The 25,775-nt window shown below is 33.0% G+C and carries 23 protein-coding genes and 1 riboswitch; of the genes, 16 read left to right on the top strand and 7 right to left on the bottom strand.

Going from position 1 to position 25,775, the window contains the following annotated elements:
* Nucleotides 1-4 precede the first annotated feature (4 nt).
* The 5 genes from dapF to uvrD all read left to right on the top strand — a co-directional run bounded on the left by dapF (nucleotide 5) and on the right by uvrD (nucleotide 5,719).
* A complete protein-coding gene (gene dapF / locus A9G34_RS03535; RefSeq protein ID WP_034943266.1) occupies nucleotides 5-829 on the top strand; it encodes a diaminopimelate epimerase in 825 nt (274 codons plus the stop codon).
* Between the two features lie 123 nt (nucleotides 830-952).
* On the top strand, nucleotides 953-1,672 hold the full coding sequence (locus A9G34_RS03530; RefSeq protein ID WP_065568883.1) for a DUF484 family protein: 720 nt from the start codon (nucleotides 953-955) through the stop codon (nucleotides 1,670-1,672).
* Between the two features lie 9 nt (nucleotides 1,673-1,681).
* Nucleotides 1,682-2,602: a tyrosine recombinase XerC gene (xerC, locus tag A9G34_RS03525; RefSeq protein ID WP_065568882.1), complete on the top strand. Its 921-nt coding sequence runs from the start codon at nucleotides 1,682-1,684 to the stop codon at nucleotides 2,600-2,602.
* Between the two features lie 2 nt (nucleotides 2,603-2,604).
* Nucleotides 2,605-3,318, top strand: coding sequence for a 5-amino-6-(5-phospho-D-ribitylamino)uracil phosphatase YigB (yigB, locus tag A9G34_RS03520; protein ID WP_034943260.1), 714 nt, complete (start codon nucleotides 2,605-2,607; stop codon nucleotides 3,316-3,318).
* A 187-nt stretch (nucleotides 3,319-3,505) separates the two neighbouring features.
* Entirely contained in the window at nucleotides 3,506-5,719 is a 2,214-nt protein-coding gene (uvrD, locus tag A9G34_RS03515; RefSeq protein ID WP_034943258.1) for a DNA helicase II, read from the top strand.
* 85 nt (nucleotides 5,720-5,804) lie between these two features.
* On the opposite strand, the gene cyaY is transcribed toward uvrD, so the two are convergent.
* The 5 genes from cyaY to A9G34_RS03490 all read right to left on the bottom strand — a co-directional run bounded on the left by cyaY (nucleotide 5,805) and on the right by A9G34_RS03490 (nucleotide 8,721).
* Complete coding sequence (cyaY, locus tag A9G34_RS03510; RefSeq protein ID WP_034943255.1) at nucleotides 5,805-6,110, bottom strand: iron donor protein CyaY; 306 nt, start codon at nucleotides 6,108-6,110, stop codon at nucleotides 5,805-5,807.
* Between the two features lie 242 nt (nucleotides 6,111-6,352).
* Nucleotides 6,353-7,156, bottom strand: coding sequence for a hypothetical protein (locus A9G34_RS03505; protein WP_065568881.1), 804 nt, complete (start codon nucleotides 7,154-7,156; stop codon nucleotides 6,353-6,355).
* 71 nt (nucleotides 7,157-7,227) lie between these two features.
* Complete coding sequence (locus A9G34_RS03500; protein WP_034943250.1) at nucleotides 7,228-7,863, bottom strand: thiamine diphosphokinase; 636 nt, start codon at nucleotides 7,861-7,863, stop codon at nucleotides 7,228-7,230.
* On the bottom strand, nucleotides 7,860-8,345 hold the full coding sequence (gene rimI / locus A9G34_RS03495; RefSeq protein ID WP_034943248.1) for a ribosomal protein S18-alanine N-acetyltransferase: 486 nt from the start codon (nucleotides 8,343-8,345) through the stop codon (nucleotides 7,860-7,862). Before rimI ends, A9G34_RS03500 begins: the two co-directional genes overlap by 4 nt.
* Nucleotides 8,320-8,721: a DNA polymerase III subunit psi gene (locus A9G34_RS03490; RefSeq protein WP_065568880.1), complete on the bottom strand. Its 402-nt coding sequence runs from the start codon at nucleotides 8,719-8,721 to the stop codon at nucleotides 8,320-8,322. The genes rimI and A9G34_RS03490 overlap by 26 nt, the downstream gene beginning before the upstream one ends.
* Before the next feature lie 88 nt (nucleotides 8,722-8,809).
* On the opposite strand from A9G34_RS03490, the gene rsmC reads away from it, so the two are divergent.
* Nucleotides 8,810-9,850 (top strand): 16S rRNA (guanine(1207)-N(2))-methyltransferase RsmC, encoded by a 1,041-nt coding sequence (gene rsmC / locus A9G34_RS03485; RefSeq protein WP_065568879.1) that lies wholly within the window; start codon nucleotides 8,810-8,812, stop codon nucleotides 9,848-9,850.
* Nucleotides 9,851-10,014: 164 nt separating this feature from the next.
* Here the strand turns inward: rsmC and hemN are convergent, their stop codons facing one another.
* Together hemN and yihI are read right to left on the bottom strand one after the other, a co-directional pair.
* Nucleotides 10,015-11,385, bottom strand: a complete 1,371-nt coding sequence (gene hemN / locus A9G34_RS03480; RefSeq protein WP_065568878.1) for an oxygen-independent coproporphyrinogen III oxidase — start codon at nucleotides 11,383-11,385, stop codon at nucleotides 10,015-10,017.
* A gap of 298 nt (nucleotides 11,386-11,683) precedes the next feature.
* Nucleotides 11,684-12,175, bottom strand: a complete 492-nt coding sequence (gene yihI / locus A9G34_RS03475; RefSeq protein WP_065568877.1) for a Der GTPase-activating protein YihI — start codon at nucleotides 12,173-12,175, stop codon at nucleotides 11,684-11,686.
* 170 nt (nucleotides 12,176-12,345) lie between these two features.
* On the opposite strand from yihI, the gene coaA reads away from it, so the two are divergent.
* From coaA to pmrA, 10 genes are all read left to right on the top strand, one after another.
* Nucleotides 12,346-13,281: a type I pantothenate kinase gene (coaA, locus tag A9G34_RS03470; RefSeq protein WP_034944588.1), complete on the top strand. Its 936-nt coding sequence runs from the start codon at nucleotides 12,346-12,348 to the stop codon at nucleotides 13,279-13,281.
* Nucleotides 13,282-13,297: 16 nt separating this feature from the next.
* Entirely contained in the window at nucleotides 13,298-13,750 is a 453-nt protein-coding gene (locus A9G34_RS03465; protein ID WP_051824979.1) for a DUF1090 domain-containing protein, read from the top strand.
* A 124-nt stretch (nucleotides 13,751-13,874) separates the two neighbouring features.
* Nucleotides 13,875-13,919: riboswitch (PreQ1 riboswitch) on the top strand.
* A gap of 3 nt (nucleotides 13,920-13,922) precedes the next feature.
* Nucleotides 13,923-14,396: a preQ(1) synthase gene (queF, locus tag A9G34_RS03460; RefSeq protein ID WP_034912452.1), complete on the top strand. Its 474-nt coding sequence runs from the start codon at nucleotides 13,923-13,925 to the stop codon at nucleotides 14,394-14,396.
* A gap of 27 nt (nucleotides 14,397-14,423) precedes the next feature.
* Nucleotides 14,424-15,080: a 7-cyano-7-deazaguanine synthase QueC gene (queC, locus tag A9G34_RS03455; RefSeq protein ID WP_034943238.1), complete on the top strand. Its 657-nt coding sequence runs from the start codon at nucleotides 14,424-14,426 to the stop codon at nucleotides 15,078-15,080.
* Nucleotides 15,081-15,130: 50 nt separating this feature from the next.
* Nucleotides 15,131-15,811: a 7-cyano-7-deazaguanine/7-aminomethyl-7-deazaguanine transporter gene (locus A9G34_RS03450; RefSeq protein ID WP_051824978.1), complete on the top strand. Its 681-nt coding sequence runs from the start codon at nucleotides 15,131-15,133 to the stop codon at nucleotides 15,809-15,811.
* A gap of 288 nt (nucleotides 15,812-16,099) precedes the next feature.
* Entirely contained in the window at nucleotides 16,100-21,202 is a 5,103-nt protein-coding gene (locus A9G34_RS03440) for an alpha-2-macroglobulin family protein (protein ID WP_065568875.1), read from the top strand.
* Between the two features lie 118 nt (nucleotides 21,203-21,320).
* A complete protein-coding gene (gene pbpC / locus A9G34_RS03435) occupies nucleotides 21,321-23,618 on the top strand; it encodes a penicillin-binding protein 1C (protein ID WP_065568874.1) in 2,298 nt (765 codons plus the stop codon).
* A 91-nt stretch (nucleotides 23,619-23,709) separates the two neighbouring features.
* Nucleotides 23,710-23,913: a hypothetical protein gene (locus A9G34_RS03430; RefSeq protein WP_065568873.1), complete on the top strand. Its 204-nt coding sequence runs from the start codon at nucleotides 23,710-23,712 to the stop codon at nucleotides 23,911-23,913.
* A gap of 428 nt (nucleotides 23,914-24,341) precedes the next feature.
* Nucleotides 24,342-24,851, top strand: a complete 510-nt coding sequence (locus A9G34_RS03425) for a phosphatase PAP2 family protein (protein ID WP_051824975.1) — start codon at nucleotides 24,342-24,344, stop codon at nucleotides 24,849-24,851.
* A 156-nt stretch (nucleotides 24,852-25,007) separates the two neighbouring features.
* Nucleotides 25,008-25,670, top strand: a complete 663-nt coding sequence (gene pmrA / locus A9G34_RS03420) for a two-component system response regulator PmrA (protein ID WP_065568872.1) — start codon at nucleotides 25,008-25,010, stop codon at nucleotides 25,668-25,670.
* Nucleotides 25,671-25,775: the final 105 nt, after the last annotated feature.

Below are 25,775 nucleotides of genomic sequence, written 5' to 3'. Positions count from 1 at the left end.
CACGATGAACTTTTCAAAAATGCATGGACTCGGAAATGATTTTATGGTCATAGATGCGGTAACGCAAAATGTTCATCTCTCGGTAGAAACGATAAAACGTTTAGCAGATCGCTATACTGGCGTTGGATTTGATCAGTTGCTAATTGTAGAGCCACCTTATGCTCCTGATAGTGATTTTCATTACCGAATATTTAATTCAGATGGATCAGAAGTTCAGCAGTGTGGCAACGGAGCCCGTTGTTTTGCTCGCTTTGTTCGTTTAAAAGGATTAACTAGAAAACGAGTTTTAAATGTAAGTACCATGAAAGGTAATATTGTATTAACAGTTAATGATGATGAAACTGTACGGGTAAATATGGGGATGCCTGTCTTTGAGCCAAGTAAAGTTCCTTTCAAAGCAATTAAAGAAGAAAAAACTTATATTATTCGAGCACAAGGACAAACTGTTTTATGTGGCGTTGCTTCCATGGGCAACCCTCATTGCATAATACAAGTTGATAATATCATTACTGCTCAGGTGGCATCCCTAGGGGCATTATTAGAACAACATGAGCGTTTTCCTGAACGGGCTAATATTGGGTTTATGCATATAGTTAATCGTAATAATATTAATTTGCGCGTATTTGAACGCGGTGCAGGTGAAACGCAGGCTTGTGGCAGTGGTGCATGTGCGGCAGTTGCCGTTGGTATTAATCAAGGTTTACTTAATGACTATGTCTCGGTTAATTTGCCTGGCGGTAAATTGCTTATTGAGTGGAAAGGAGGGAATCATCCACTTTATATGACAGGACCTGCAACACATGTATATGACGGATTTATCGCTATATGATCAAAAATTTTACGTTATTTTTTTGTATTATATTAGCTGATTTGAACAGAAAAAATGGATCTAATTATAAGATATTATGATTAAATTTAAAACACTTTATATTTGGATTTAATTGAATAGATTATGGTTAAGCAAAATACTCAAGATAAAAAAAAGCGAGTTTTATCAAATAAAATAAATGATAACCTTGTTAATCAATATTTAATTGATAATCCAGACTATTTTATTCGTAATGCCAATTATATTGAATCAATGCGGGTTCCACATCCTATTCGGGGTGGAATTTCATTGCCAGAGTGGCAAATGGCTAGGCAACGCAATAAAATAAAACAATTAGAATCAGAAATTACCTTACTAATGGAGAACGCGAGTGCTAACGAATTATTATTTAGCCAGCTTATTAATTTATACCTTGAGCTTATTCAAACATCGAATTTAAATGAATTAATAGAATCATTGAATAATTGGGCAAAATCACTTGGTCTTAGTGGAGCTTATTTGTATCTATTTGATGATAAATGGTTACTTGGCGCTCCATCAAACTATCATTATTTTGCTATTAATTCATCAAGGTTTGATTTTATTCGTGTTCGGCATTTACAGTACAGTAAACAGTATTTAGGCACCTTAAATTCAACCGAATTGGATTTTTTATTACCTGAACATGGTTATGTTGGATCGGTAGCATTATCTCTATTGGGAACATTTGGGGATTTAGGGATTTTAATTTTTACTAGTACTAGCCCAAGGCATTATCAAGCAGGGCAAGGGACATTGTTATTGGAAAAAATAAGCGAAATACTACCAATTTTAATTGGTAAGTGGATTATGCGAATAAAGTAAGGAAAAATTATGATTCAATCTCTTCAAGATCAAGTCCCTTTACTTACACAACCTGTCGAGGAATACCTGAATTATTTGAAGTCCGAAAAACAGCTTAGTACCAATACTCAAATCAATTATCGGCGCCAACTTTATGCACTTATTGCATTAGCAAAAGAAATTGAAATTTCAAGTTGGCAAGATTTAGATACTTCGGTAGTGCGTTTATTGATGGGGCGTAGCAAACAAACTGGTTTACAAGCTAGAAGCTTATCCCTAAGATTGTCTGCATTACGGAGTTTTTGTGATTGGTTAGTAAAAAAACAGGTGCTTAAGGCAAATCCAGGACGGGGAATTTTAAACCCTAAATTAGGTAAACACCTTCCCAAAAATATCGATATTGATGAGATTAACCAATTGCTTAATATTGAATATAATGATCCTCTTTCTGTTCGTGATAGGGCAATGCTTGAAGTGATGTATGGGTCTGGGTTGCGTTTATCTGAATTGGTTAATATTAATTGCCGAGAACTAAATCTAACTGACGGTGAGATTCGTGTGGTGGGGAAAGGCGGTAAAGAGCGTAAGCTGCCATTAGGCGGAGAATCCATAAAATGGATTAAAAACTGGCTCTCAATGAGAGATTTTTTAAGACCTCAAGGTGATGCTTTATTTGTATCAAAATTAGGTCGCCGGATTTCCCCCCGTAATGTAGAAAAACGTTTTGCACAAATAGGGGTTAAACAAGGTTTGAGTTCTCATGTTCATCCACATAAATTACGTCACTCATTTGCCACCCACATGTTAGAGTCAAGCCGAGATTTACGTGCTGTGCAAGAGTTATTAGGACATGCCGATTTATCAACAACTCAGGTTTATACTCACTTGGATTTTTCACACCTGTCAGAAGTTTACGATTTAGCTCACCCAAGAGCAAAAAGAGGAAAATAGCGATGCGATTTTATCGATCCTTAAATGCTATAAAAGCGATGACTTTTGATCTCGACGATACATTGTATAATAACAGCATGATTGTTGAAAGGGCTGAAGAAGAGATGGTAAAAATACTTCAGCATTATGATCAATTGCAGCACATTACTCTTTCTGATCTTTATACTGAAAAAAAAAGAGTGCTAAATGCCAACCCAGAGATTTATCATGATGTTATCGTTTGGCGAATTGCAACAATTAAATCATTATTAACTAAAGCTAGATGGCCAGCGTCAAAGATAGAAAACATGATTAATGAAACAATGGCATGTTTTAATTTTTGGCGACATAAAATGCAGATACCCCAATCAACACATGTATTACTGTCCAAGTTAGCAACCAAAATACCTCTGGCGGTAATAACAAATGGTAATGTTGACATTAACCAAATAGGTTTAAGCCACTATTTTCAATTTTCATTGCGAGGGGGTGCGAACGGCCGTTCAAAACCTTTTCCTGAAATATTTGAATTAGCTGTACGACAGTTAAAGGTACCTGCTCATCAAATTTTACATATTGGAGATAATTTATTCACTGATGTGAATGGGGCAATTAAGAGCGGTTTTTTAGCATGCTGGATCAACATTTTTCAGCAAGATATTTTCCATCTTACTGAGGCAAGATGTTTACCACATGTTGAAATAAGCCAATTGCTAGAATTAGATAATCTGCTATAATTTACATATGTATAAATAGACAGTAAAATGAATGTAATCATTTATTGCATTTAATAAAATACCTATCTTGATATCCTGTTTGCCGACAGCCAACAAACAAAATATTGAAAGATAATAAACGTATAGATAATACTTTGGACATCAATTTCGATTAAAAATTGTTATTATCGTAATGGGTTTCAACATAATGGAAATTAAACAATCATTATTAAACGATCTTAATTTTGAACAAAAAAATGCCGTCACAAATGATAATCAATACACTATAGTGCTTGCTGGTGCTGGAAGTGGTAAAACTAGGGTATTAGTTCATCGTATTGCATGGCTTTGTATTGAAAAAAAATATTCGCCAAACTCGATCTTTGCTGTAACTTTTACTAATAAAGCTGCGGCTGAAATGCAAGAACGTATTCAAGCCTTAATGGGGGAAGGCTATTTTAATGGCATGTGGGTTGGTACATTTCATGGGTTAACGCATCGTTTATTGCGTATGTTTTCTCAGCAAGCTAACCTTCCATCTAATTTTCAGCTTATCGATTCGGAAGATCAAATGCGCCTAATAAAGCGAATTTTTCGTGAGTTAAAAATTGATGAAAAGCAGTGGTCTGCTAAGGAATGTGCTAACTTTATTTCTAATCAAAAAGAGCGAGGTTTACGTGCTAGTGATATGATACCAGAAGATCCTAAACAAATGATGTGGCAAACCATTTATCGCGATTATCAAGCCATTTGTGATAGGGTAGGATACGTTGATTTTTCAGAATTAATTTTAAGAACATACGAATTACTTTGTCGTGATGACGAGGTTTTGAACTATTGTCATCATCGTTTTTCAAATATTTTGATTGATGAATTCCAAGATACTAACCAGATTCAATATCAATTGGTACAAAAATTAGCAGGCACAGCAGCTAATGTTATGATTGTAGGCGATGATGATCAATCAATTTATAGCTGGCGAGGCGCTAACGCCGATAATTTACAAGCATTTATTAATGATTATCCAGAAACTGAAATTATCCGCTTAGAACAAAATTATCGTTCTACCAGTATTATTTTAGATGCAGCAAATAAACTTATTGCCAAAAATCACAATCGGTTAGGTAAAAATTTATGGACAGATCGAGGGGAAGGCGAAAAGATTTCGTTGTATGTTGGATTTAATGATATTGATGAAGCTCGATTTATTATTGGTCAAATAAAAAAGCGCCATGATGAGGGTGACAAATATGCCAGTTGTGCAATTTTATACCGCAATAATGTTCAGTCTCGTCTATTTGAAGATACTTTGTTACAAGCTGGATTACCATACCAAATTTATGGTTCTATTCGATTTTATGAGCGACAAGAAGTGAAATTAGCGTTGGCTTATTTGCGATTATTACATGATCATGATAATGATATGGCATTTGAAGCAACGATTAATACGCCAACTCGTGGTATAGGTAATGTTACCCTTGATAAAGTTAGACTAACAGCAAAGCAAAATAGTATTTCATTATGGAATGCTTGTTTATTGTTAATTCAAAAGGGTGGATTTACGGAAAGACAAAGATCTGGAATTAGCCGTTTCCTGGAGCTTATTGGCTCAATTTATGATGATGTTGTCACAATGCCATTTTATGAACAACTTGATATGATTATTAAATTATCAGGCGTGCTTCAAATGTATGAGCAAGAACCAGGTATAAAAGGGCAATCAAGGCTAGAAAATCTTGAGGAGTTGATTTCAGCTGCTGAACAATTTTACCATAACAATGAAAATACAGTAATTGAAGATCATGAAACTGGAAAAACGCTGACAGTACTTGAATCATTTTTATCATACACATCACTTGAAAGTGGAAATTTTATAAAAGAGCAAGATTCCGTCCAGCTTATGACATTGCACTCAGCTAAAGGACTTGAATTTGATAATGTTTTCATTGTTGGGTTGGAAGAAGGTATTTTCCCAACACAGCGCTCTATACAAGAAACAGATAGATTGGAAGAGGAAAGGCGCTTAGCCTATGTTGGTATAACAAGAGCACGAAAACGTTTAACATTGTCATTAAGTGAATCAAGGCGCCTTTATGGACGTGAAGAGCGAAACCTGCCTTCCCGATTTATAACTGAACTGCCTATTGATAGATTAACTGAAATCAGTTATCGAGGGATTTTAGTCACACCAGAGGTAAAATGTAAAGACATAAATAAGGAAAAACGTAAACAATCTTATATAGAAAAAAGCCGTGAAAGCGACGGTTATATATTAGGCAAAAAAGTCATGCATAATCGTTTTGGCGAGGGAACAATTATTAACGTTGATGGGGAAGGAGACCATAGACGTGTTCAAATTGCTTTTGTTAACGAAGGAGTAAAATGGCTAGTGGTAAAACTGGCTAATCTTACCTTAATTTAAGCTAATTGGGGTTTTTAGCTTACTTAAGTTCCTTATAAAAACAAGGAGCAATGCATTAAATATTGCTCTCTAAGAATTTCGGTAATTATCTATTATCTTTTAATGATTCTAAGAAAACCTCATCAAAGGTGCGAGCCGAGCGATTACAAATCCATTGATTATCCACATAATCAAAATGATATCCTTGCTGATGTGTAGCTAGCCAAATTTGAAAAAGGGGCTCTTGCGTATTAACAATAATTTTACTATTATTGGGAAAACTAATGGTAATGACATTTCCGTTGGTTTCATAGTCTAAATCGATATTATGCTCATCAGCATAATTATCTAAAGTTCGTTCAACCCTATTAAAGAGTTGCTCTGTTAAAGTATAAAATTGCGCGATGTTCATAACTATATATTCGACTCAATCTCTGTAATGCAAAGATATTAGCATAAACCAATCTTATTTGTCATCATACAATGATAGGAATATTGTAAGATATTGATTAGCTTTTTATTTGATTTTTTTAAAATTTTTTGGAAAATATAAAATAGTATACTTTAAAAACAACGGTTGATTAAGGCTTTGCTAATAAACCCATATCAAGTGAACGAGTTTTATAAAAAATATTTATCGCAATAATTGGTTATCTAATTTTCGTCTTCTTGCTTTTTACCAATTTCGGATAAATCAGACGTATTTTCAGAAATAGTTTGTAATTCATTAGGCTGATTATCTTGCTCTTGCTGCACTTGTAATAACTCAATAGCTTTTAATTTTTCATCAATTTCAGTTTTTATCTTTGCTTCGATAGATTTTATATCAGGGCGAGTTGCATATAAAACTTCTTTATTCAAATCACCTTGAATTGAGCAAGTTAACCTGCTTTGTTCTTCCGTTATAGTTTCTAAATAAAGTGCTTTTTCAATTGTTTTTCGTCTTGGAAAGGCCATATCAATAGAATGAGGATTATCTTGCCAAACTGGTGGCTTAGAATTAAGATCTAGCATTTTAGCATTTGCAGTATAAATTTCAAAATTGAATTGTAGCCAATTAACATTATTCAAAGCTTTTTTAGCATCTTCAAGATTATTATCAATAATAAATCCCCAATAATAAAATTCGCCAGAAGAAGATGTTGAAATATAGATATTTTGATATCCTGTTATTGTTAACCCATGATACTTAAATGGTTTTTTGAACATTACTTTATTTCTATTTGTATCTTTAATGGATTCGACGGGAATATATGTAACATCGTTATCAGTTGTTAAAGTAACATATTTGCTAAATGGTTTCTTATATTTAGCTAATTTTTCAAAAAATTGATTATCACATTCTAAAAATGCATCCATTATATTATTGGTATCATTTGTATTGATTTTGCTGTGAGCAAATGCCATACAAGATATAAATGATGCACAAAGCAGCATGGAAATTTGTTTTAATAGCATGGTAGTTTCCTATATTTAATATTTCATCCAATAAATTACTATGTCATAGTAAATTATCGTAAACATTGATGTCAATCTTCCAAATTAACATCTTCAATAAAAACAAGTAAATCTCCTTTTTCAAAAATGATATCAACTGAGCTAGATGTTGCTTTATTACGTAAGCTTACGAACTTTCCTAAAGACAATGTTTGTTTAATTAAAGGGTATTTAACCCCTGTAATGGTTAAATCTGTAACCTCGGAAAGAGGCATAAATGAGATTATATGATTTTTTATATTAATAATTTTATGATGATCTTTTGCAAAAAAGAAGTGACAATAATTGTCATAAAAAGTTATTTGATATTGGTGATAATACTGCATAGCGACGGAAAGGTTACCTAAGAAATGATCGCTGGCATGACCGGAAGCGCCATAAACATCAAATTTGGTTATACCCTTATTAATAAGAAATAAAATTGCTTTTTCAAAATCCGTTTTATTTTGGTCTGGTGTATGAATGATCTCAGTTTTATTAGGAATCACACAATTGGAGTTTAAGCTATCTAAATCGCCTATAATAAAATCAGGGATGATTGGTAAATTAAACAAATAATTATGGTAAGCACCGTCAGTACAGGCAATATAATTATATTTACTTATGTCATTTGGGTAGCGTATTGGTGGTTCACCATTAACTAGTAGTAAGGCTTTATTTTGTGTCATTGCACCATCCTTATGGGGGGATATAAATCTAATGAATAAGCCATAATAATTGCATCTTCTTGTTTGCTGTCTTTGGTCGGATAATAATTTTTTCGAACCGTGATTTGGTTAAAACCTAGCGCATGATATAGCCTAATTGCTGGTGTATTTGATTGTCTAACTTCAAGCCAAAGCGTTGAAATAGGGCAAGATAATTCCATAGTTAGTAATTCTTGTATCAAATGGTTGAGTAAAGCTTTTGCTAGTCCTTGTTTTCTAAAATCGGGATGTATTGCAATATTAAATAAATTTGCTTCATCAGCTGCTTGTTGGCAGATACAAAATCCCACTATTTGGTTACCAATCGTTATTTTAAAATTTAAGTAGCGATCACCTTGGTTTGAAAAGAACGTCTGTTTTGACCAAGGTATCTCATGACAGATCAGTTCTAATTCAAAAGCATTTATTAAATCATGTTCAGTTAGGGGAGAAATAGTTTTCATATTGACATAATTGTTGCCAAAGTAGGCGTTTTTGTTGTGGTGTTTTAGCAAGAAGATCTAAGTTAATTGTTTGAATTATCAATGAATTCTTCCAGGATTCATCTGGCGTAATATTAATAAACCAAATTACCTTTTTAATTTCATCTGCAGGTATAATTAGTTGTTGTGGCGTTAAAAACAACACTTGTTCCTCAGTTAGATGAATAGCATTTAAAATATCATAATAGATTTTTTGTGTTGGTTTTTGCTCTGCAACCACAATCAATCTAATTTCTTCATTTATTTGTGTCGCTATTTCACCTTTGAAAACATTAGCATTCCTCAAAACGTATTGAGTTATGTTGCACTGTTTTAGATACCAATCTTGTAGTGTCATTATTGACTTACTGTTTTTTATTAGAGATTAAAGATAGTTAATTGTATAATCAATGCATCAATTTATAAAGGTTTTTCATTGAGGAAATATGGCAACATCTGCTTTTACCCCAGCAAGTCAAGTACTTGAGCGTCACCAAACGTTTTTTAACGATAAAAATGTGTTGATAGCTGGTGATATTCAGGATAATTATCCATCTATTATGCCGGCAAATCAAGTTAAGATTCATTGCACACAATTTCATACTTATTTACGTCTAAAAGCTAGTGCACGAGGCAATCATACCTATTTTTCATTGTTGCCAGAAGCGGATTTTTACGTTGGAATAAACACACTGATTTACTATTGGCCCAAAACGAAAAGTGAAGCGCAGTTTCAGCTATCGTGTTTATTACATAATATGCCTAAAGGGAGTGATATTTTTATTATTGGTGAAAATCGCACAGGCGTAAAAAGTGTTGAATCTTTATTAGGCGATTTTGGAACAATTCAAAAAATAGATAGCGCAAGACGTTGTGGTTTATATCATTTTCAGGCAGAAAACCGTTTAGCCTTTGATCTTGATGAATGGTGGCTAAGTTATCATTTAACTATTGAAAATCAAGATATCGAAATTAAAAGTTTGCCAGGTGTATTTAGCCAAAAAGGGTTAGATGCTGGTAGTGAATTACTGTTAAATGCATTGATGGATCGTACTGATATTATTAAAGGTAATGTATTAGATGTGGGGTGTGGTTCAGGCATCTTATCCACGGTGATAGGTAAATTATCCCCTGATATTGCACTAACGTTATCTGATGTAAGCAGTGCGGCAATTGAATCAAGTAAAGCCACGTTAAATAGTAATAATGTTAATGCAACGGTTGTGGCAAGTGATGTTTTTTCTAATCTAAATGATAAATATCATTTAATTGTTTCTAATCCACCATTTCATGATGGAAAACAGACTGATTACACGGCCGTCAATACGCTAATCAAAGAAGCGAAAAAACACCTAAAATTAAATGGTTATTTGTGCATTGTGGCAAATTCATTTTTACCGTATCAAACCATCTTAGATGAAACATTCAAAAGTGTTGAAGTGATTGCACAAACGACAAAATTTAAGGTTTATTTAGCCAGCTACTAATAAGCTCAGTTTGCTTATTTTGTTTTAAAAGAAAAGAATAAGTTTTAAAAAATAGGGCGATGCTATCGCCCTATTTATAAAATGTAAATATTTAGACTTAAACTGATTTTATTATTTGTGGAATTACTCGCACTGTTTACAGCAATTTGGCAAACGACTTCAAATTAAATAACCCTAGAAAACTGCTGCTGCCTTGCCATTTTTCGCATGTAAATATCAAAGCACATACAAATATTGCGTATCAATAAATGCCCTTTATGTTGGACTTCAATTATATTGTTATTGATTGTCACTAATCCATCTTTTTGCAATGGTGCCAGTAATTTTAAATCTTCAGCAAAATAATCATCAAATTGAATTTGGTATTGTTGTTCAATAACATTTTTATCTAAATGAAAATGGCAGATAAGCTGTTTTATCACATCACGACGAATCTTATCGTCACGATTTAAGGTGAATCCTTTCCATAATCCATGTCCTTTTTGCTCAACCTGAGTTTGATAGATTTTTAGATCTTTCTGATTTTGCGCATAACTATCACCTAACATACTAATGGCCGACACACCAAGTCCAAGTAAATCAGCATCGCCTTGAGTTGTATACCCCTGAAAATTACGATGCAATTTATTTTCTTGTTGAGCAATAGCTAATTCGTCAGTAGGTTTTGCAAAATGATCCATACCAATAAATTGATAACCCGCTTGAGTTAACTTTTTAATACTCGTTTGTAGAATCTGTAATTTTTGATTGGCATTAGGCAAATCATCATCTTTAATTTTACGTTGGGCAGCAAAACGGCTAGGTAAATGGGCATAATTAAAAACACTTAAACGATCGGGCGAAATAGCAATGACTTTATTTAATGTTTCAGTAAAACTAACAACAGTTTGTTTGGGTAAGCCATAAATAAGATCTAAACTAATTGAATGAAAATGGTTTTTACGCGCTTGCTCAATTAGTGCGCGAATTAAGTTTTCGTCCTGCTTTCGATTGATTAGGTTTTGTATTTCATCATTAAAGTCTTGAATGCCCATACTTAATCGATTAAAGCCAACATGGGCTAAATGATCGATAGTTTCGGGGGTAATTTCACGAGGATCGATTTCGATTGATAGTTCCGCGTTATTTGCAAAATGAAAGTGCTTTTTTAGTGATGCCATTAAGCGAGATATTTCATCATTTGTTAAAAATGTTGGTGTACCCCCTCCCCAGTGCATTTGTGTCACTGTACGGTTATCAAATAATTTTGCACGGTTGGCAATTTCAATATCTAAAATATCAAGGTACTTGGTAACTTTTTGCATTTGACGAGTAATGAGCTTATTACAACCACAAAAATAACAAAGCTTATGACAAAACGGAATATGTACATAAAGCGATAATGGCTTTGTAGAGTAAGCGGTTGTTGCTAATAAAAAATCCTGCTCGCTGAAGTTTTCATTAAATTCAAGTGCAGTAGGGTAAGAGGTATATCTTGGACCAGAATAGTTATATTTTTCAATTAATGCTTGATCCCATAATTGCGTATTGCTCATCTAATTACTTCCGTTTAAATCTGTATTTGCTGTTGTTTTTATGAAGTTTTAATATTGGTTTTTGCTGATTTCTAATTTTGTTTTTAATTTTAATGCGACTTGTTTTATTTAAATATAACAATGTACAAATTAATAACCCAAAATATAAACTTAACATAATTAATATTGGCATTACGGCTTACTCGCTTTTAAGTTATCAATTTATAGGATTTAAATTTCGGGCAGAAATTTAATCATTAAAGTTACCGTCCTGCCCATATTGAAAAACACTATTACAAATAATTTTATATTTTTGTCATTAACTGCGTTTTAAAAAACTAACAATATCTTCTTCTTTTTCGTCTTGATCTTCAAACTCATCATCGGTATAGCCTAGCTCTTGCATCAGTTCGTCGATTCGATTTAATTTACTGTCAAGGTAGGATTGTTGTTCTTTAGTTAGTTTGTTATTTTGTTCAACTAAATCAAGCAACATATCTAATTTTGGATCGTTTTCTAATTGTTCTAATTCTTGTTGTGGCGATAAAACCGTTTTTATTGATTTAGGTTGCTTAACCCGCTTTTCTATATTTCTAGAATCTTCAAGAATTAACGAAATAGGTTTTTTACTCCCAATACGGGGATCCTTTAACTCTTTTGGAGTGTTTTTATTTTTGTTGGGCCCGCCATTATTAAAACGTGATCCGCTCGGCAAGCCCTTATGTTTGCGTTTACGTTTCAGTTCTCGAGATTCTTCATTAATCTCTTGACGACTTTTTTGGGGTTTCTGTTTTGATTTGTTTTTTAACATAAAGTCTCTATCTAATATTATGGTTAATCATTTTACAAACATATTTTATCAGTAAGTCCAAAATATAGCTATGATGAACAAGTCATGCTAATTTAAGATTGTAAAAAAAGAAATTTATGTATAATCTGAGTCAAATAAATTTGTTAGATCGAATTAGAGAACAATATAAAATGAAAAATCACTTAAGCCCTTATCTCAAATTTAATCGTCAAGAATGGGCTCGTTTACGTAGTACTGTGCCAATGACTTTAACAGAAGATGAATTAGTCTCGTTGCAAGGTATTAATGAAGATTTATCTATAAATGAAGTGAGTGAAATTTATTTACCTTTATCTAGATTGCTTAATTATTACATCAGCAATAATTTTAATCGGCAAGCTGTTTTATCTAAATTCTTAAGTAAAAGTCAAAAAACGCCCTATATTATTGGCATTGCAGGTAGCGTTGCTGTAGGTAAAAGTACTACTGCTCGAGTGTTACAAGCATTATTAACCCGTTGGCCTGAACATCGCAAGGTAGCTTTGGTTACCACCGATGGTTTTTTATATCCAAATAGATGGCTTGAAGAGCGTGGAATAATGAATAAAAAAGGGTTTCCACAATCTTATGATATTAAAAAACTTATTAACTTTGTTGCTGATGTCAAATCAGGACAAGATAAAGTCAAAGCGCCAGTATATTCACATCTAGTTTATGACATTGTCGAAGGTGAAGAAATTGTTATCGATTGTCCTGATATTTTAATTCTTGAAGGATTAAATGTCTTACAAGGCACTATAAACTATACCCAAGCCAATAATCGTGTTTTTGTGTCTGATTATGTCGATTTTTCAATTTATGTTGATGCTGATTTAGCATTGTTACATGATTGGTATGTGAGTCGATTCTTAAAATTTAGAGCAGGGGCTTTTAGTGATCCTAACTCTTATTTCAACCATTATTCACAGCTACCAGAACAAGAAGCGGTCAATATTGCTAATCGCCTTTGGTGTGAAATTAACGAATTAAATCTAATTGAAAATATTTTACCAACTAGAGAAAGAGCCAGCTTAATTTTAACTAAAGGTAAAGATCACAAAGTTGATTTGATTCAGTTAAGAAAATAAATTAATAGGAGTTTATATGAAGTCAGTAATTCAAGCAGTGACCAAATTAAGTATTATCGCTTTGGTTATTTCATTTCCGTTTGGCATTTATGCCTCTGATCATGTAGAAGGACTCACCTGTGAAGGAAAAAAACAGGCTATTGAGGTCGGAATTGAACAAGCAAAAAATCACAATAATATCCATAAGGTTGAAGGTCTTCAAAAAATATTAAAAGATATTAAGAATCATTGTTTAAATAAAGATTTAGAAGAAAAATATAAGAAAAAAATCCAAGAAAAGACAGATAAAGTAGCCAAAAGAACCCAAGAATTGGCTCAAGCAAAAACAAAAGGTGATAAACAAAAAATTACTAAGCAACAAATAAAATTAGCTGATGCCGAACAAGAACTTAATGAAGTTAAAGCTGAATTAGCTAAATTTTATAAAGAGCTTGAAGCAAATAAACCAACTAATAGCTTAATTCACTGATTCTATAATGACGTTTTAATTATAACCCCCATTACTGATTACTGACGATGGGGGTATTTAGTCTTTTGCATGGTATCTTATCCTAGCTAGACTTTTTTATTAAAAAAGAGTATGGTGTGCGTCTTGTTACGTGGTTCGTGAACCTCCCACGCTAAAAAACTAAGGAAAAATAATGAGTAAAATTACACTACTAGGCGATCAGTCTGTTCGCTATCCAACAACCTATTGTCCTGAAATACTCGAAACGTTCGATAACAAACACCCGAATAACGACTATTTTGTTAAATTTAATTGTCCAGAATTTACTAGCCTTTGTCCTATCACAGGGCAACCTGATTTTGCGACAATTTATATTTCGTACGTGCCGAATATTAAAATGGTCGAAAGTAAATCGTTAAAACTCTATTTGTTCAGCTTTCGTAATCATGGTGACTACCACGAAGATTGCATTAATATCATTATGAAAGATCTTATTAAATTGATGGATCCTAAATATATTGAAGTCTGGGGAAAGTTCACTCCGCGAGGTGGCATTTCGATTGATCCTTATGCTAATTATGGCAAATCAGGTACTCATTGGGAACAAGTTGCGGCTAATCGATTAGCCAATCACGACATGTATCCAGAAAAAGTGGATAATCGCTAATTTAATCTATCCTAACAGGAACAGTTAATGCAAACTCGTAAAGCACTAGTTATATTTTCTGGTGGGCAAGACTCAACCACCTGCTTACTGCAAGCCATTGCTGATTATGGACGTGAAAATGTTCAGGCAATCAGTTTTCACTACGGTCAACGTCACGCAATAGAACTTGAAAAAGCCAAATGGATCGCTGATGATCTTGGTATTGAGCAAACCCTCATTGATACTTCAGTTATCAAACAAACTACAAATAATGCGTTGATTGATGACGCTCAAGAAATTAAAGCAGCTCAAGATGGTGATTACCCCAATACCTTTGTTGATGGGCGGAATATGCTTTTTTTACTTTTAGCAGGCTGTCATGCCAAGCAGCAAGGAATTTCTGACATTATTATTGGAGTTTGTGAAACCGATTTTAGTGGTTATCCAGATTGTCGTGATGTTTTTATTAAATCAATGAATGTATCAATGAATTTAGCCATGGACTATGCGTTTAATCTCATCACTCCGCTGATGTATTTGACCAAAGCGCAAACGTGGGAAATGGCTGATAAACTAGGTTATCTTGATTATGTCCAAAAACATACCCATACCTGTTATTACGGTGTTGAAGGGGGGTGTGGTAAGTGTCCAAGTTGTTTATTGCGCAATAAGGGCCTACAAGAATATATGGCTCAAGCTAAATAAATTAATTCATTCATCATTGGTTTCTCTCACCCCATTAAAAAGGAAAAAAGATGCACTTAAATGTTCATTCAGAATCGATAGAAAAAAGTTTTACCCGTAAACAAAAGCAAAAAGCTCTTTACTGGTTGGCTTTTTTTCACATATTAGTTATTGCTTCAAGCAATTATTTAGTCCAAATTCCATTTGATATTTTGGGTTTTCACACCACATGGGGTGCTTTTACATTTCCATTTATTTTTTTAACCACCGATTTAACCATTCGAATTTATGGTGCAAGTTTGGCAAGAAAGATCATCTTTGTAGTAATGATTCCTGCCTTGCTATTTTCATATTCCATTTCGGTACTATTTTTTGAAACCCATTGGGTTGGATTATCAGCATTGACGGAATTTAATAGCTTCGTATTTCGAATTGCATTGGCAAGTTTTGCCGCTTATTTAGTTGGACAACTAATGGATATTACTGTTTTTAACTATTTAAGAAAAAACAAATCATGGTGGGTTGCCCCAACAGCATCAGCAATATTTGGTAATGGTATTGATACTATTGTCTTTTTTGCTATCGCATTTTATCAAAGTAACGATGAATTTATGGCAAATCATTGGATCGAAATTTCGTTAATGGACTATAGTTTTAAAATTCTAATTTGTGGGCTATTCTTTTTGCCTCTTTATGGGGTGATTTTAAACTTTTTATTAAAAAGATTAGTCTCACTACCCAATTCCAATTAATAATTTGATATATTTTATAATCAAAAATTTTTTTATTTAAAAGCTCATTTATTATTTTTCTTAAATGAGTTTTTAAAGCTGGCTATAATTGGAAAATTAATTCCACCTTAATTGCTATTTTATTAATATTTTTTCAAATATCCAAAATCACAAAAATCACAAAATCGTTTTTAAACATTTTTTGCCAAACATGGTTTGCCAGTGCATAATATATCACCAGCATGGTATAATAGTTGATCATAATAATAATTATTATTAATTTTTTTAATGGGTAAGGGGTTGTAAATAATGAAACTTGCAAAAAGGTTAAGTGTATTGAGCTTAATTTTGGCATTAATTGGCTGCGATAATAGTAATAGTAAATATATACCGCCTACAACGCAAAATGAAAGTCAGAAAACGACGCAGTTATTGGATATCAATCATTCTAGCAGTAAAAATAATCAAAAAGCTGAATCAAAAAGTGTTTTCACGTTAACTCCAGAGCTGATAGAAAAATATAAAAATAAACAATTGACTGTTATTAATAGCTCTGAAGTTATTCTTGATGGTTCAAGTACTTTAGTTATTACATTTTCTGTTCCCATTAACCCAAAACTTAACTTTTCAAATTTACTTAGACTTGTTGATCGCGAAAGTGGTGATGTCGATGGTGCCTGGGAGCTTTCTGATAATGGATTAGAATTAAGGCATCGATTCCTTGAACCAAATCGAAAGTTAACTTTGACGATTGATAAAATGTTATCCGCAATTAATGACAGTCATTTACAATCGGTTTATCAAGTAGATATCACAACTCAAAATCGCCAACCAATGATTGGATTTGCTAGTAGTGGTTTTTTATTGCCAAGCAAATCAATAGGAGGTTTACCTGTCACAACTTTAAATGTTGATCAAGTCGATGTAAACTTTTTCAAAATTAAACCTGAAAAATTACCTGATTTAATAGCCGATTTTGGGTTTATCGATCTTATATCAATCTGGCGTTCAAAAGATTTAAATCATTATGCAGATTTAGTCTATTCATCTCGCTTTAATCTTAATCCTAAGCCTAATACTCAAGAGACGATATTACTTAATTTATCTAAAATTTCTGACCTGAATCAAGAAGGTGTTTATATTGCCGTAATGAATCAATCTGGTTCGTATAATCAGTCAAATCCTGCTTCGTTATTTTCAATCAGTAATATTGGTGTATCGATTCACGCTTATAAGAATGGTAAATTATCAGTAATGGCTTATGCACTGGATGATGGGAAACCACTTAGTGATATTAATTTAACATTATTTTGCCGTAAAAATATTCGTGATAGTAACAAACATTGTGCAATGATTTCGGCTAAAACAGATAAAGAAGGTTATGCTGAAATTGCTTTACCTAAAGGATCGAATTATGCTTTACTCACGGCCAATAATGGACAACAAACATCATTTGTTAATCTAGATCGTAATGCACTTAATTTAACGGAATTTAACCTGTCTGGCTCAGCTTTCTACCAAAAACAGCTATTTATTTTTGGTCCCCGTGATTTATATCGTCCTCAAGAAACCGTCTACTTTAATGCTTTATTACGAGATGCAGATGGGCAGCCTTTACCAGATCAACCGATTATAGTGGATGTTATTTCATCAGATGGTCGCGTTATCGAAAACTTTCAACTAAAAAGTCAATCTGAATCTAATGGATTGTATCAATCTCATTTTGTGGTACCAAGTGATGCCGCAACAGGTAAATGGTCACTTCGTTTTAATTTAGGCGATGATAATTATCGTTATTCTTATTTCCAGGTAGAAGAGTTTTTACCTGAGCGCATGTCAATGGAAATCAACACATTATCGAATAAACCAATTTTAGCTAATGAACAGGTTAATTTTAATATTAAAGGTTGGTATCTTTATGGTGCTCCGGCTTCAAGTAATAGCTTAGAAGGAAGTCTTTATATTAAGAAAATGGATTCAATATCTGAACTGGATGATTATAAAATTGGCTCAGTCACTGATAAGGACTTATATAAACAATTAGCGAATATTGAAAAAACGCTTGATAACAATGGGGCTGTACAAATAAATGTTGATGCTGATAACTGGTCAGGCGTGCGATCACCAATTAAATTGATTTTACAAGCAAGTTTACTTGATTCTGGTGGTAGACCAATTACTCGCTATGCTAGCCAAGTTATTTGGCCTGCAAGTGAATTGCCTGCTGTTAAAGCGCTTTTTGGCGAGTCGCCTTATTATAATTGGGAAGCTGATCGCTATGATAATCGTCCAACAATTGATATAAATAGTAATGCTGAATTTGAAGTTGCATATATTAATACAAATGGCGAAAAATTAGCAACTAATGATTTAAAAGCTAGATTTGTACGTGAGCGACGAGATTACTATTGGACTTGGAGTGACGATGAAGGTTGGAGAGAAAATTATAATTCTAGCGAATTTATTGTTTTAGAAAACCAATTAACTATTGATAAAAACAGCACTACTAAAGTGAGTTATCAACCTAATGATTATGGTTCTTATCGTATTGAAATTGTCGATACTAAAAATAATATTATTAGTAGTCTTCGCTTTTGGGTAGGCTATGAATGGGAAGATAATACCCGTGGTACAAATTCAGTACGCCCAGATCAAGTTAAGTTAAGCATCGATAAAGCGTCTTACACATATGGTGATACGGCTAAAGTTTATGTACAGGCTCCTGTTCCTGGGGCAGGTTACATTTCGCTTGAAACTAATGACGGTATTTTATGGAAACGTGATATCGCAGTCGGTGAAGAAGGGCTTGAAGTTGAAATTCCAATAAAAGATTGGAAACGTCATGATATTTATATCAGCGCGATGATTATTCGCCCTTCAAAGGATGTGACAGTGCAAACAGTTAAACGTGCAATTGGTTTACTTTATTTACCTATTGACACCAGTAACCGTCAATTAAATGTTACTATAGATGTACCTAAAAAAACGGAGCCGGAAAAAAACATCTCAATAAAAATCCGAATGGATAAGCAAACAATTCAAAAAGAGCACAAAGTAACAGTATTGGTGTCTGCTGTGGATTCTGGTGTACTAAATATTACTGATTTTACCACTCCAGATCCTTATACTTCTTTTTTAGGGCGTAAGAGATATGATGTTGATTTATATGATGTTTATGGTAAGTTAATTGAAGCATCTGGTCGTGTAGTTAATATGAGTTTTGGGGGGGATGCCACTGGGACAGGTGGAAAAAAATCATTAACCGAAGTTCAAATTGTTGCACAGCAACTTAAAACTATTGAATTGAATGAAGATGGAGAAGGCATTATTGAATTACCTTTACCTAATTTTAATGGTGAATTACGTATAATGGCACAAGCATGGGATGATAACCGCTTTGGTAAAGCTGAGCAAACAATGATTGTTGCAGCCCCGGTTGTTGCTGAACTTTCAACACCACGCTTTTTATCTGGTGGAGATCGGGCAATATTAGCGTTAGATGTCCATAATTTGACTGAAACAAGACAAACCATGCAGATTAATATCACAACTTCAGGATTAGTTAATCAAGATTCACCTAAAACAATCACAATGACACTTGATAGCAAACAGAAAAATATTTTACAAGTTCCTATTATTGCAGATTATGGGTATGGAAAAGGAATAGTTAATGTTGACGTTGAAGGTATCGTTCTAGATGATAAATCGAATTACCAAATTCATCGCTCATGGATAATAGGAATAAGGCCAGCTTATTCAGGTACAACTAAAGATTATGTTGCAGCAATTAATGCTGGTGACCATTGGGAATTACCTGCTACTGTGCTAACTGATTTGATTGATAATACCATTGATGCAAAATTGGTTGTTTCGAATAAGCCACCATTGAACATCGCCAAATATATTCAGGAATTATTTGCTTATCCTTATGGTTGTTTAGAGCAAACAACGAGTGGGCTATTCCCTTCATTGTATGCAAATCAAGAACAACTTGCCTCATTAGGTATTAAAACTGAATCTGATGAAAAACGACGTGAAAAAGTGCAATTAGGTATCTCGCGAATTTTATCAATGCAGCGAAATAATGGTAGTTTTGGTTTATGGAACAGTGAAAGTGATGAAGAACATTGGTTAACAGTTTACGCAACTGACTTTTTATTACAAGCAAAAGAACGTGGCTATCATGTTAGTGATGTAGCACTTAATTCGGCAATGATGCGTATAGGTCAATATATTTATGATTCATCTGCTTTTAATAATATGCAAAATTATTATAGCAATTCAGATTATATTGAGTATAGTAAATTTTCGACTAAAGCTTATGCATTAATGGTTCTTGCCAAACATAATAAAATTACTTCTCCTATGCGTAACGAAATTAATAGAATGTACCGACAGTTTAACAATAATCAATCAGTTATGTTTTCGCCATTACCGATTGCACAGTTGGCAATATCGGCTAAGATTGTTGGCTTTGGAAATATTTACCAAGATCTTATGTCAAATGTGTTTAATTTATCTTATGTAGATTCAAATACATGGTTAGGTGTTTATGGTAGTGAAATTCGAGATGAGGCATTAATTTTATCGATATTAGTGGACAATGATATAGCTGTTACCAAACAAGCTGATTATTTGTATTCTTTATCCGATTTATTAAATAATACACGATATTTTTCAACTCAGGAATTAAATGCTTTATTTATGGCTGGTTGGTCATTAGAACAGGCTAAAGGTAAAAATAAATTTAAAGTCGAAATTAATGGTAAAGTAAGTAATGTGATCTCATCTTTAACTAAAGCCTATAGTTTTAGTGATTTAAATCATGGACTCACCATTGCTAATCCACAGAATGATGATCCTCTTTATGTTAAATTAACAATTGCGGGCTATGGGAAAAAGGCTCCAAAGGCAACCTCTGAAAGCAATATGTTGACGATTACCCGAAAATATTATGATCTTAAAGGTAATGAAATTACGCCATCAAACTTAAAGGTTGGTAGTATGATGGTGGCACTAATAGACGTAACTGCACAAAAAATGATTCATGATGCATTAATTGTTGATTTTTTACCAGCAGGTTTTGAACTTGAAAACCAAAATTTAATGAACTCTAGTGTTAACTTACTAGCTATTCCTGAATTCGCTAATCTATTAGGAAATGAAGATAGTAACGATATTAAATATCAAGAATATCGTGATGATAGATATATTGCTGCAGTTAATATTCATAATTATGTTGGCAATGGGTATTATCGTAAACGTGTTGCTTATTTAGTTAGGGCAGTGACTCCAGGCGAGTATATGTTACCATATCCATATGTTGAGTCTATGTATCGGCCTGACCAATTTGCTATTGGTCAATCACTTGATATGATCACAATTTCAAATCCTACAATAACTGATAGGTAATAACATTATACTGAACTAATTATGTAAATAATCTATACTACATGAATAATCCGCCAATGAAACTTGGCGGTATTTTTATTTGATAAATATATTGTTAGTTTTGAATAAGTAGATAGTGATGAAAAAATATTTCCTTAATATATTAATTTACTTATTAGTTTTATTCTTTTTGCTTTGTTTTGGCTTTTTAATTTTTGATTATTTTTTCCCAATATCTATCTCACAAAATAAAACTACACAAACCGTTATTGCTCAAGATGAAACACCATTATGGCGTTTTGCGGACGAAAATGGTATCTGGCGTTATTCAGTTAAATTGGATGATGTTCCTAATTATTACCTTGATGTTCTGTTAAATTATGAGGATCGCTATTTTTATCATCATATTGGGATAAACCCTGTATCTCTTATTCGTGCTGCTTGGCAAAATATCAGCAATGATAGGGTTGTTTCAGGTGGAAGTACTATTTCAATGCAAGTAGCTAGACTACTTTATCCTCACGACCGGACTATTGTTGGAAAACTAAAACAAATATTTAGAACGTTACAATTAGAATTACATTACAGTAAAAAAGAGATCTTAACTTTATATATTAATCATGCTCCATATGGTGGCACAATTGAAGGCATAGGAGCAGCTAGTTGGTCATATTTTGGTAAGAAACCAAGTGAGTTGACTCGTAGCGAAGCGGTTTTATTAGCTGTGTTACCACAATCACCTAGCCGACTACGTCCTGATAGATACCCAGAACGCGCAAAACGAGCGAGAGATAAAGTATTAAATCGTTTATCCGAATTTGATGTATGGCCAGTAGAAATTATTAGGCAAGTTCGACAAGATGAAGTATGGGTATATCCACGCAGAGCACCACAACTTGCTCCATTGTTGGCATATCGATTAAAGCAGAAATATCCTAATGAAAATACCATTCATTCAACGATTGATGCTTCACTACAATATTATCTTGAGGATATGGCAATTAATCGTAAAAAGCAATTGCCGCCTAAGGCTTCACTTGCTATTTTAGTGGTGGATCATACCGATATGACTGTAAAAGGATATGTAGGCTCAGCTGACTTTAATGATAAAGAGAGATTTGGTCAAGTGGATATGATTAGTGCATTACGTTCACCAGGTTCAACACTCAAACCCTTTATTTATGCATTTGCTATTGATGAAGGCATGATTCATTCAGAATCATTATTGCAGGATGTGCCCCGTATTACATCTGATTACCGACCAACAAATTTTGATGAAGATTTTTATGGACCAGTCAGTGCTTCTGATGCGCTGAAAAAATCCCTGAATTTGCCAGCAGTACAATTAATGGAATTATATGGACCAAAAAAATTCACTAGTAAACTTAATAGTGCTGGTTTACCACTCTTATCACTAAATAATGATCCTAATATATCTTATATATTAGGTGGAGCATCATTAAGAATGGATAATTTAGTTAGTGCTTATAGTGCTTTTGCGAGACATGGAGAAGTTGCTCCTTTACGTTTTACCCAAAATGATCCTATGCTTAGCAAGCCATTACTTTCAGATGGTGGTGCATGGATAACAAAACAGATGATGATTAATACTAATTTGCTTTCATATAAAACAGGAACAAGTTATGGTTATCGCGATGCGTGGGCAATAGGCATAAATCCCCGTTATTTAATTGGCATTTGGGTTGGTCGACCAGATGGCACACCTGTTGTAGGGCAATATGGTTCAATATCAGCAATGCCGATTTTACAGCAAGTGAATTCTTTATTATTAAATAAAGAAATCCGATTAAATCGACCGTTACCGATATTCGCAAAACCCGATTCTGTCACTGCCGAAAAAATATGCTGGCCTTTAGGAATATCATTATCAAATTATGATGAAAATTGTCATCGCCAAAAAACTGCATGGGTATTAAATAATATGATACCGCCTACGTTGGGAACACTTTCCGAACTCAACAATAATATTTATCGTTCTGGATGGATAAATATTTGGGTGAATAAACAAGGTAAACGTGTTGCAGCAGATTGTAAAGGTGCCCATAAAAAACAAATAGCTATCTGGCCTGTTGCTCTGGAAAATTGGTTATTGCCTAAAGAGCGCAGAAAATCTTTATTACCACCGATAGATCAAAATTGCCCAATATTAGGTAAAGATATCTTTTCTACACTTATGATTATTGGTTTACGCGATAAACAATTGATTAAATCTTTACCAGGAAAACATCAAGTTACTATAGATTTGACAGCTGAAGGTGGATCTGGAAACAAGTGGTGGTTTTTAGATGGTAATTTTTTTGCTCGCTCATTTGATAACGAAAAAGTAACATTAACTATTTCTAAAAAAGGATTGCATCATCTGTTATTATTAGATGAAAGTGGTCAAATTTCAAGAATCGCATTTAGCTCAGACTAATAAGACATTTCAAATAGCTATTGAACGAATAAAAATCAAATGCAGTTAAGGATGAAATTTTAACTTGTTTTACTATTTCTAAAAGGATCTTTTGGTATTTATTAATAGATATACTCGGATTTTTAAGAGCGATTCAAGTAATTATGATAATTGGACATGCTTTTTATTGCTTGTATTACTTAATGTGAATGTTTCTGCTATTGCTGCTGTGAGCTACACATTATTACTTATTAATGCGGCATATATTGGGCATTGTGTGCATGCAGGAATAATTGTGATTGGCAAAGATCAATAGCAAGTGCATTTTCTTTAAATTTGGATAAAAAAGTAATTATTTATATTGCTTAGCCACAAACATTACAATGGCTTTGCTATCTTTTGTTACTCAATGAGTATCTTTGATTAAAAATGCGTCTCTGACACATTGTTGGTGTTGCAGAGTTTACTTTTATTGTTGATCCAGGGGAATGCCTAAGTATAGCCCATCGAGAGGAAATATTTTTATTTTTCATAATAGTCTATTCTATTATCTATGTTCTGCTTAATATAGTTGTCTCATCACTATCGAAAATAAAGTTATAGTGTTTGGGTACAAATATTAATAATATAAATATATTGTTTAAAATTAGTTTTATATTTTTAATCAGTAAATATTTTTTAAGGTTCTTTTAAGATTAAATTATTAAATTAGTTTAAAGTTTAAATCATTTTGATGAGTATTTCATGTGGCGCAATATCAATATTCAACTTTTTTTATTAATTAATGCTTCAGAGCATGCATCAAAAATTTTTATAAATTTTGCTATCTTTTGTGCTAGCTATTTAATTTATTTTCCTATTATTATCTTAGGTGTTTATTGGTTAATTAAACCAATTAGTAGGCAATTAATAATTAAAATTATAATTGGTTTAATGCTGGCATTATGGATCACTTTTGTTATTCGTTATCTTTTTTATTCACCGCGTCCTTTTGAAATGGAAATAGGGACTAATTATCTGCATCATGGAAAAAATAGCTCATTGCCAAGCCAACATGCTGTTTTTGTATGGACTATTTCTCTAACAATTCTTTTCAATTACAAACAACAGTTTAGAGCATTGCTGTACCTCTGTGTTGGAGTAGCTTTATTGGTTTGTTGGAGCCGAGTCTATTTAGGTATCCATTGGCCTTTAGATATCATTATTGGGTTCATTGTTAGCATATTATCAGCCTACTTTGTTAGGAAATGCTGATTAATTTTTCAAAGTAAATAAATAATTTGTTTCACAAAGGGAAAAGTATTATTTATTATAATTTTTTATTAAATGTTTTTGGATGGGCATATCAAAGCGTATACTGAATCAATATTAACTTAATAAGAACGAAAATCCGTAATAGGGTAAACTATAATGAAAATACTTATTGTGGAAGATGATAGTTTGTTACAAAGAGGACTTTATTCTGGTATAACTTCAAACGGTTATGTTTGTGAAATAGCGTCAAATGGTAAACAAGCTGAACAATATATTCAATTTGGACAATTTAGCGTTATTATTTTAGATCTAGGTTTACCTGATTGTGATGGATTAGAATTGCTTACTCGTTGGCGTAAAAATAAAATAGATACACCAGTTCTTATTCTTACTGCTCGAGATTCCATAGAAGATAGAGTTGAAGGTTTAGATCTTGGTGCTGATGATTATTTAGTTAAGCCTTTTGCCTTATCAGAATTATTGGCAAGAATAAGAGCGTTAATTCGTCGCAACCAAGGAACGGCTAATAATCTTATCAGTTATGGTTTAATCACAATGGATATCAAACAACAAAAAGTAACTTTCAATAATCAAGACGTGGTATTAACGCCTAAAGAGTTTATCATTCTTTCTAGATTAATGTTAAAAGCAGGCGAGAAAGTACATCGTGATTTATTGCAAAATGATCTTTATGATTGGCAAAGAGATCCTAGTTCAAATGTTCTTGAGGTTTATATTCATGGATTACGAAATAAATTAGGTAAAAATATAATCAGAACAGTGCGTGGATATGGTTATCAACTTAATGTGAGGCATTAATACATTTTTTAATTTAAAATCACCTTAGTTTAACTAAACATATTACTCAAAGTAAAAGGCAATTATGGATTCATCATCACTTAATCATACCCGTCAAAGCATCCG

The organism is Gilliamella sp. Choc4-2, assembly GCF_001690355.1.
Taxonomy (GTDB): Bacteria; Pseudomonadota; Gammaproteobacteria; order Enterobacterales; family Orbaceae; genus Gilliamella; species Gilliamella apicola_A.
Note: the sequence above shows the minus strand (reverse complement) of the source record. Positions and strands in the feature narration are given on the sequence as shown.

What these genes read in the sequence shown, in the direction of transcription:
- dapF (WP_034943266.1), top strand. Translation starts at nt 5, where the DNA reads ATGAACTTTTCAAAAATGCATGGACTCGGAAATGATTTTATGGTCATA.
- A9G34_RS03530 (WP_065568883.1), top strand. Translation starts at nt 953, where the DNA reads ATGGTTAAGCAAAATACTCAAGATAAAAAAAAGCGAGTTTTATCAAAT.
- xerC (WP_065568882.1), top strand. Translation starts at nt 1,682, where the DNA reads ATGATTCAATCTCTTCAAGATCAAGTCCCTTTACTTACACAACCTGTC.
- yigB (WP_034943260.1), top strand. Translation starts at nt 2,605, where the DNA reads ATGCGATTTTATCGATCCTTAAATGCTATAAAAGCGATGACTTTTGAT.
- uvrD (WP_034943258.1), top strand. Translation starts at nt 3,506, where the DNA reads ATGGAAATTAAACAATCATTATTAAACGATCTTAATTTTGAACAAAAA.
- cyaY (WP_034943255.1), bottom strand. Translation starts at nt 6,110, where the DNA reads ATGAACATCGCGCAATTTTATACTTTAACAGAGCAACTCTTTAATAGG.
- A9G34_RS03505 (WP_065568881.1), bottom strand. Translation starts at nt 7,156, where the DNA reads ATGCTATTAAAACAAATTTCCATGCTGCTTTGTGCATCATTTATATCT.
- A9G34_RS03500 (WP_034943250.1), bottom strand. Translation starts at nt 7,863, where the DNA reads ATGACACAAAATAAAGCCTTACTACTAGTTAATGGTGAACCACCAATA.
- rimI (WP_034943248.1), bottom strand. Translation starts at nt 8,345, where the DNA reads ATGAAAACTATTTCTCCCCTAACTGAACATGATTTAATAAATGCTTTT.
- A9G34_RS03490 (WP_065568880.1), bottom strand. Translation starts at nt 8,721, where the DNA reads ATGACACTACAAGATTGGTATCTAAAACAGTGCAACATAACTCAATAC.
- rsmC (WP_065568879.1), top strand. Translation starts at nt 8,810, where the DNA reads ATGGCAACATCTGCTTTTACCCCAGCAAGTCAAGTACTTGAGCGTCAC.
- hemN (WP_065568878.1), bottom strand. Translation starts at nt 11,385, where the DNA reads ATGAGCAATACGCAATTATGGGATCAAGCATTAATTGAAAAATATAAC.
- yihI (WP_065568877.1), bottom strand. Translation starts at nt 12,175, where the DNA reads ATGTTAAAAAACAAATCAAAACAGAAACCCCAAAAAAGTCGTCAAGAG.
- coaA (WP_034944588.1), top strand. Translation starts at nt 12,346, where the DNA reads ATGAAAAATCACTTAAGCCCTTATCTCAAATTTAATCGTCAAGAATGG.
- A9G34_RS03465 (WP_051824979.1), top strand. Translation starts at nt 13,298, where the DNA reads ATGAAGTCAGTAATTCAAGCAGTGACCAAATTAAGTATTATCGCTTTG.
- queF (WP_034912452.1), top strand. Translation starts at nt 13,923, where the DNA reads ATGAGTAAAATTACACTACTAGGCGATCAGTCTGTTCGCTATCCAACA.
- queC (WP_034943238.1), top strand. Translation starts at nt 14,424, where the DNA reads ATGCAAACTCGTAAAGCACTAGTTATATTTTCTGGTGGGCAAGACTCA.
- A9G34_RS03450 (WP_051824978.1), top strand. Translation starts at nt 15,131, where the DNA reads ATGCACTTAAATGTTCATTCAGAATCGATAGAAAAAAGTTTTACCCGT.
- A9G34_RS03440 (WP_065568875.1), top strand. Translation starts at nt 16,100, where the DNA reads ATGAAACTTGCAAAAAGGTTAAGTGTATTGAGCTTAATTTTGGCATTA.
- pbpC (WP_065568874.1), top strand. Translation starts at nt 21,321, where the DNA reads ATGAAAAAATATTTCCTTAATATATTAATTTACTTATTAGTTTTATTC.
- A9G34_RS03425 (WP_051824975.1), top strand. Translation starts at nt 24,342, where the DNA reads ATGTGGCGCAATATCAATATTCAACTTTTTTTATTAATTAATGCTTCA.
- pmrA (WP_065568872.1), top strand. Translation starts at nt 25,008, where the DNA reads ATGAAAATACTTATTGTGGAAGATGATAGTTTGTTACAAAGAGGACTT.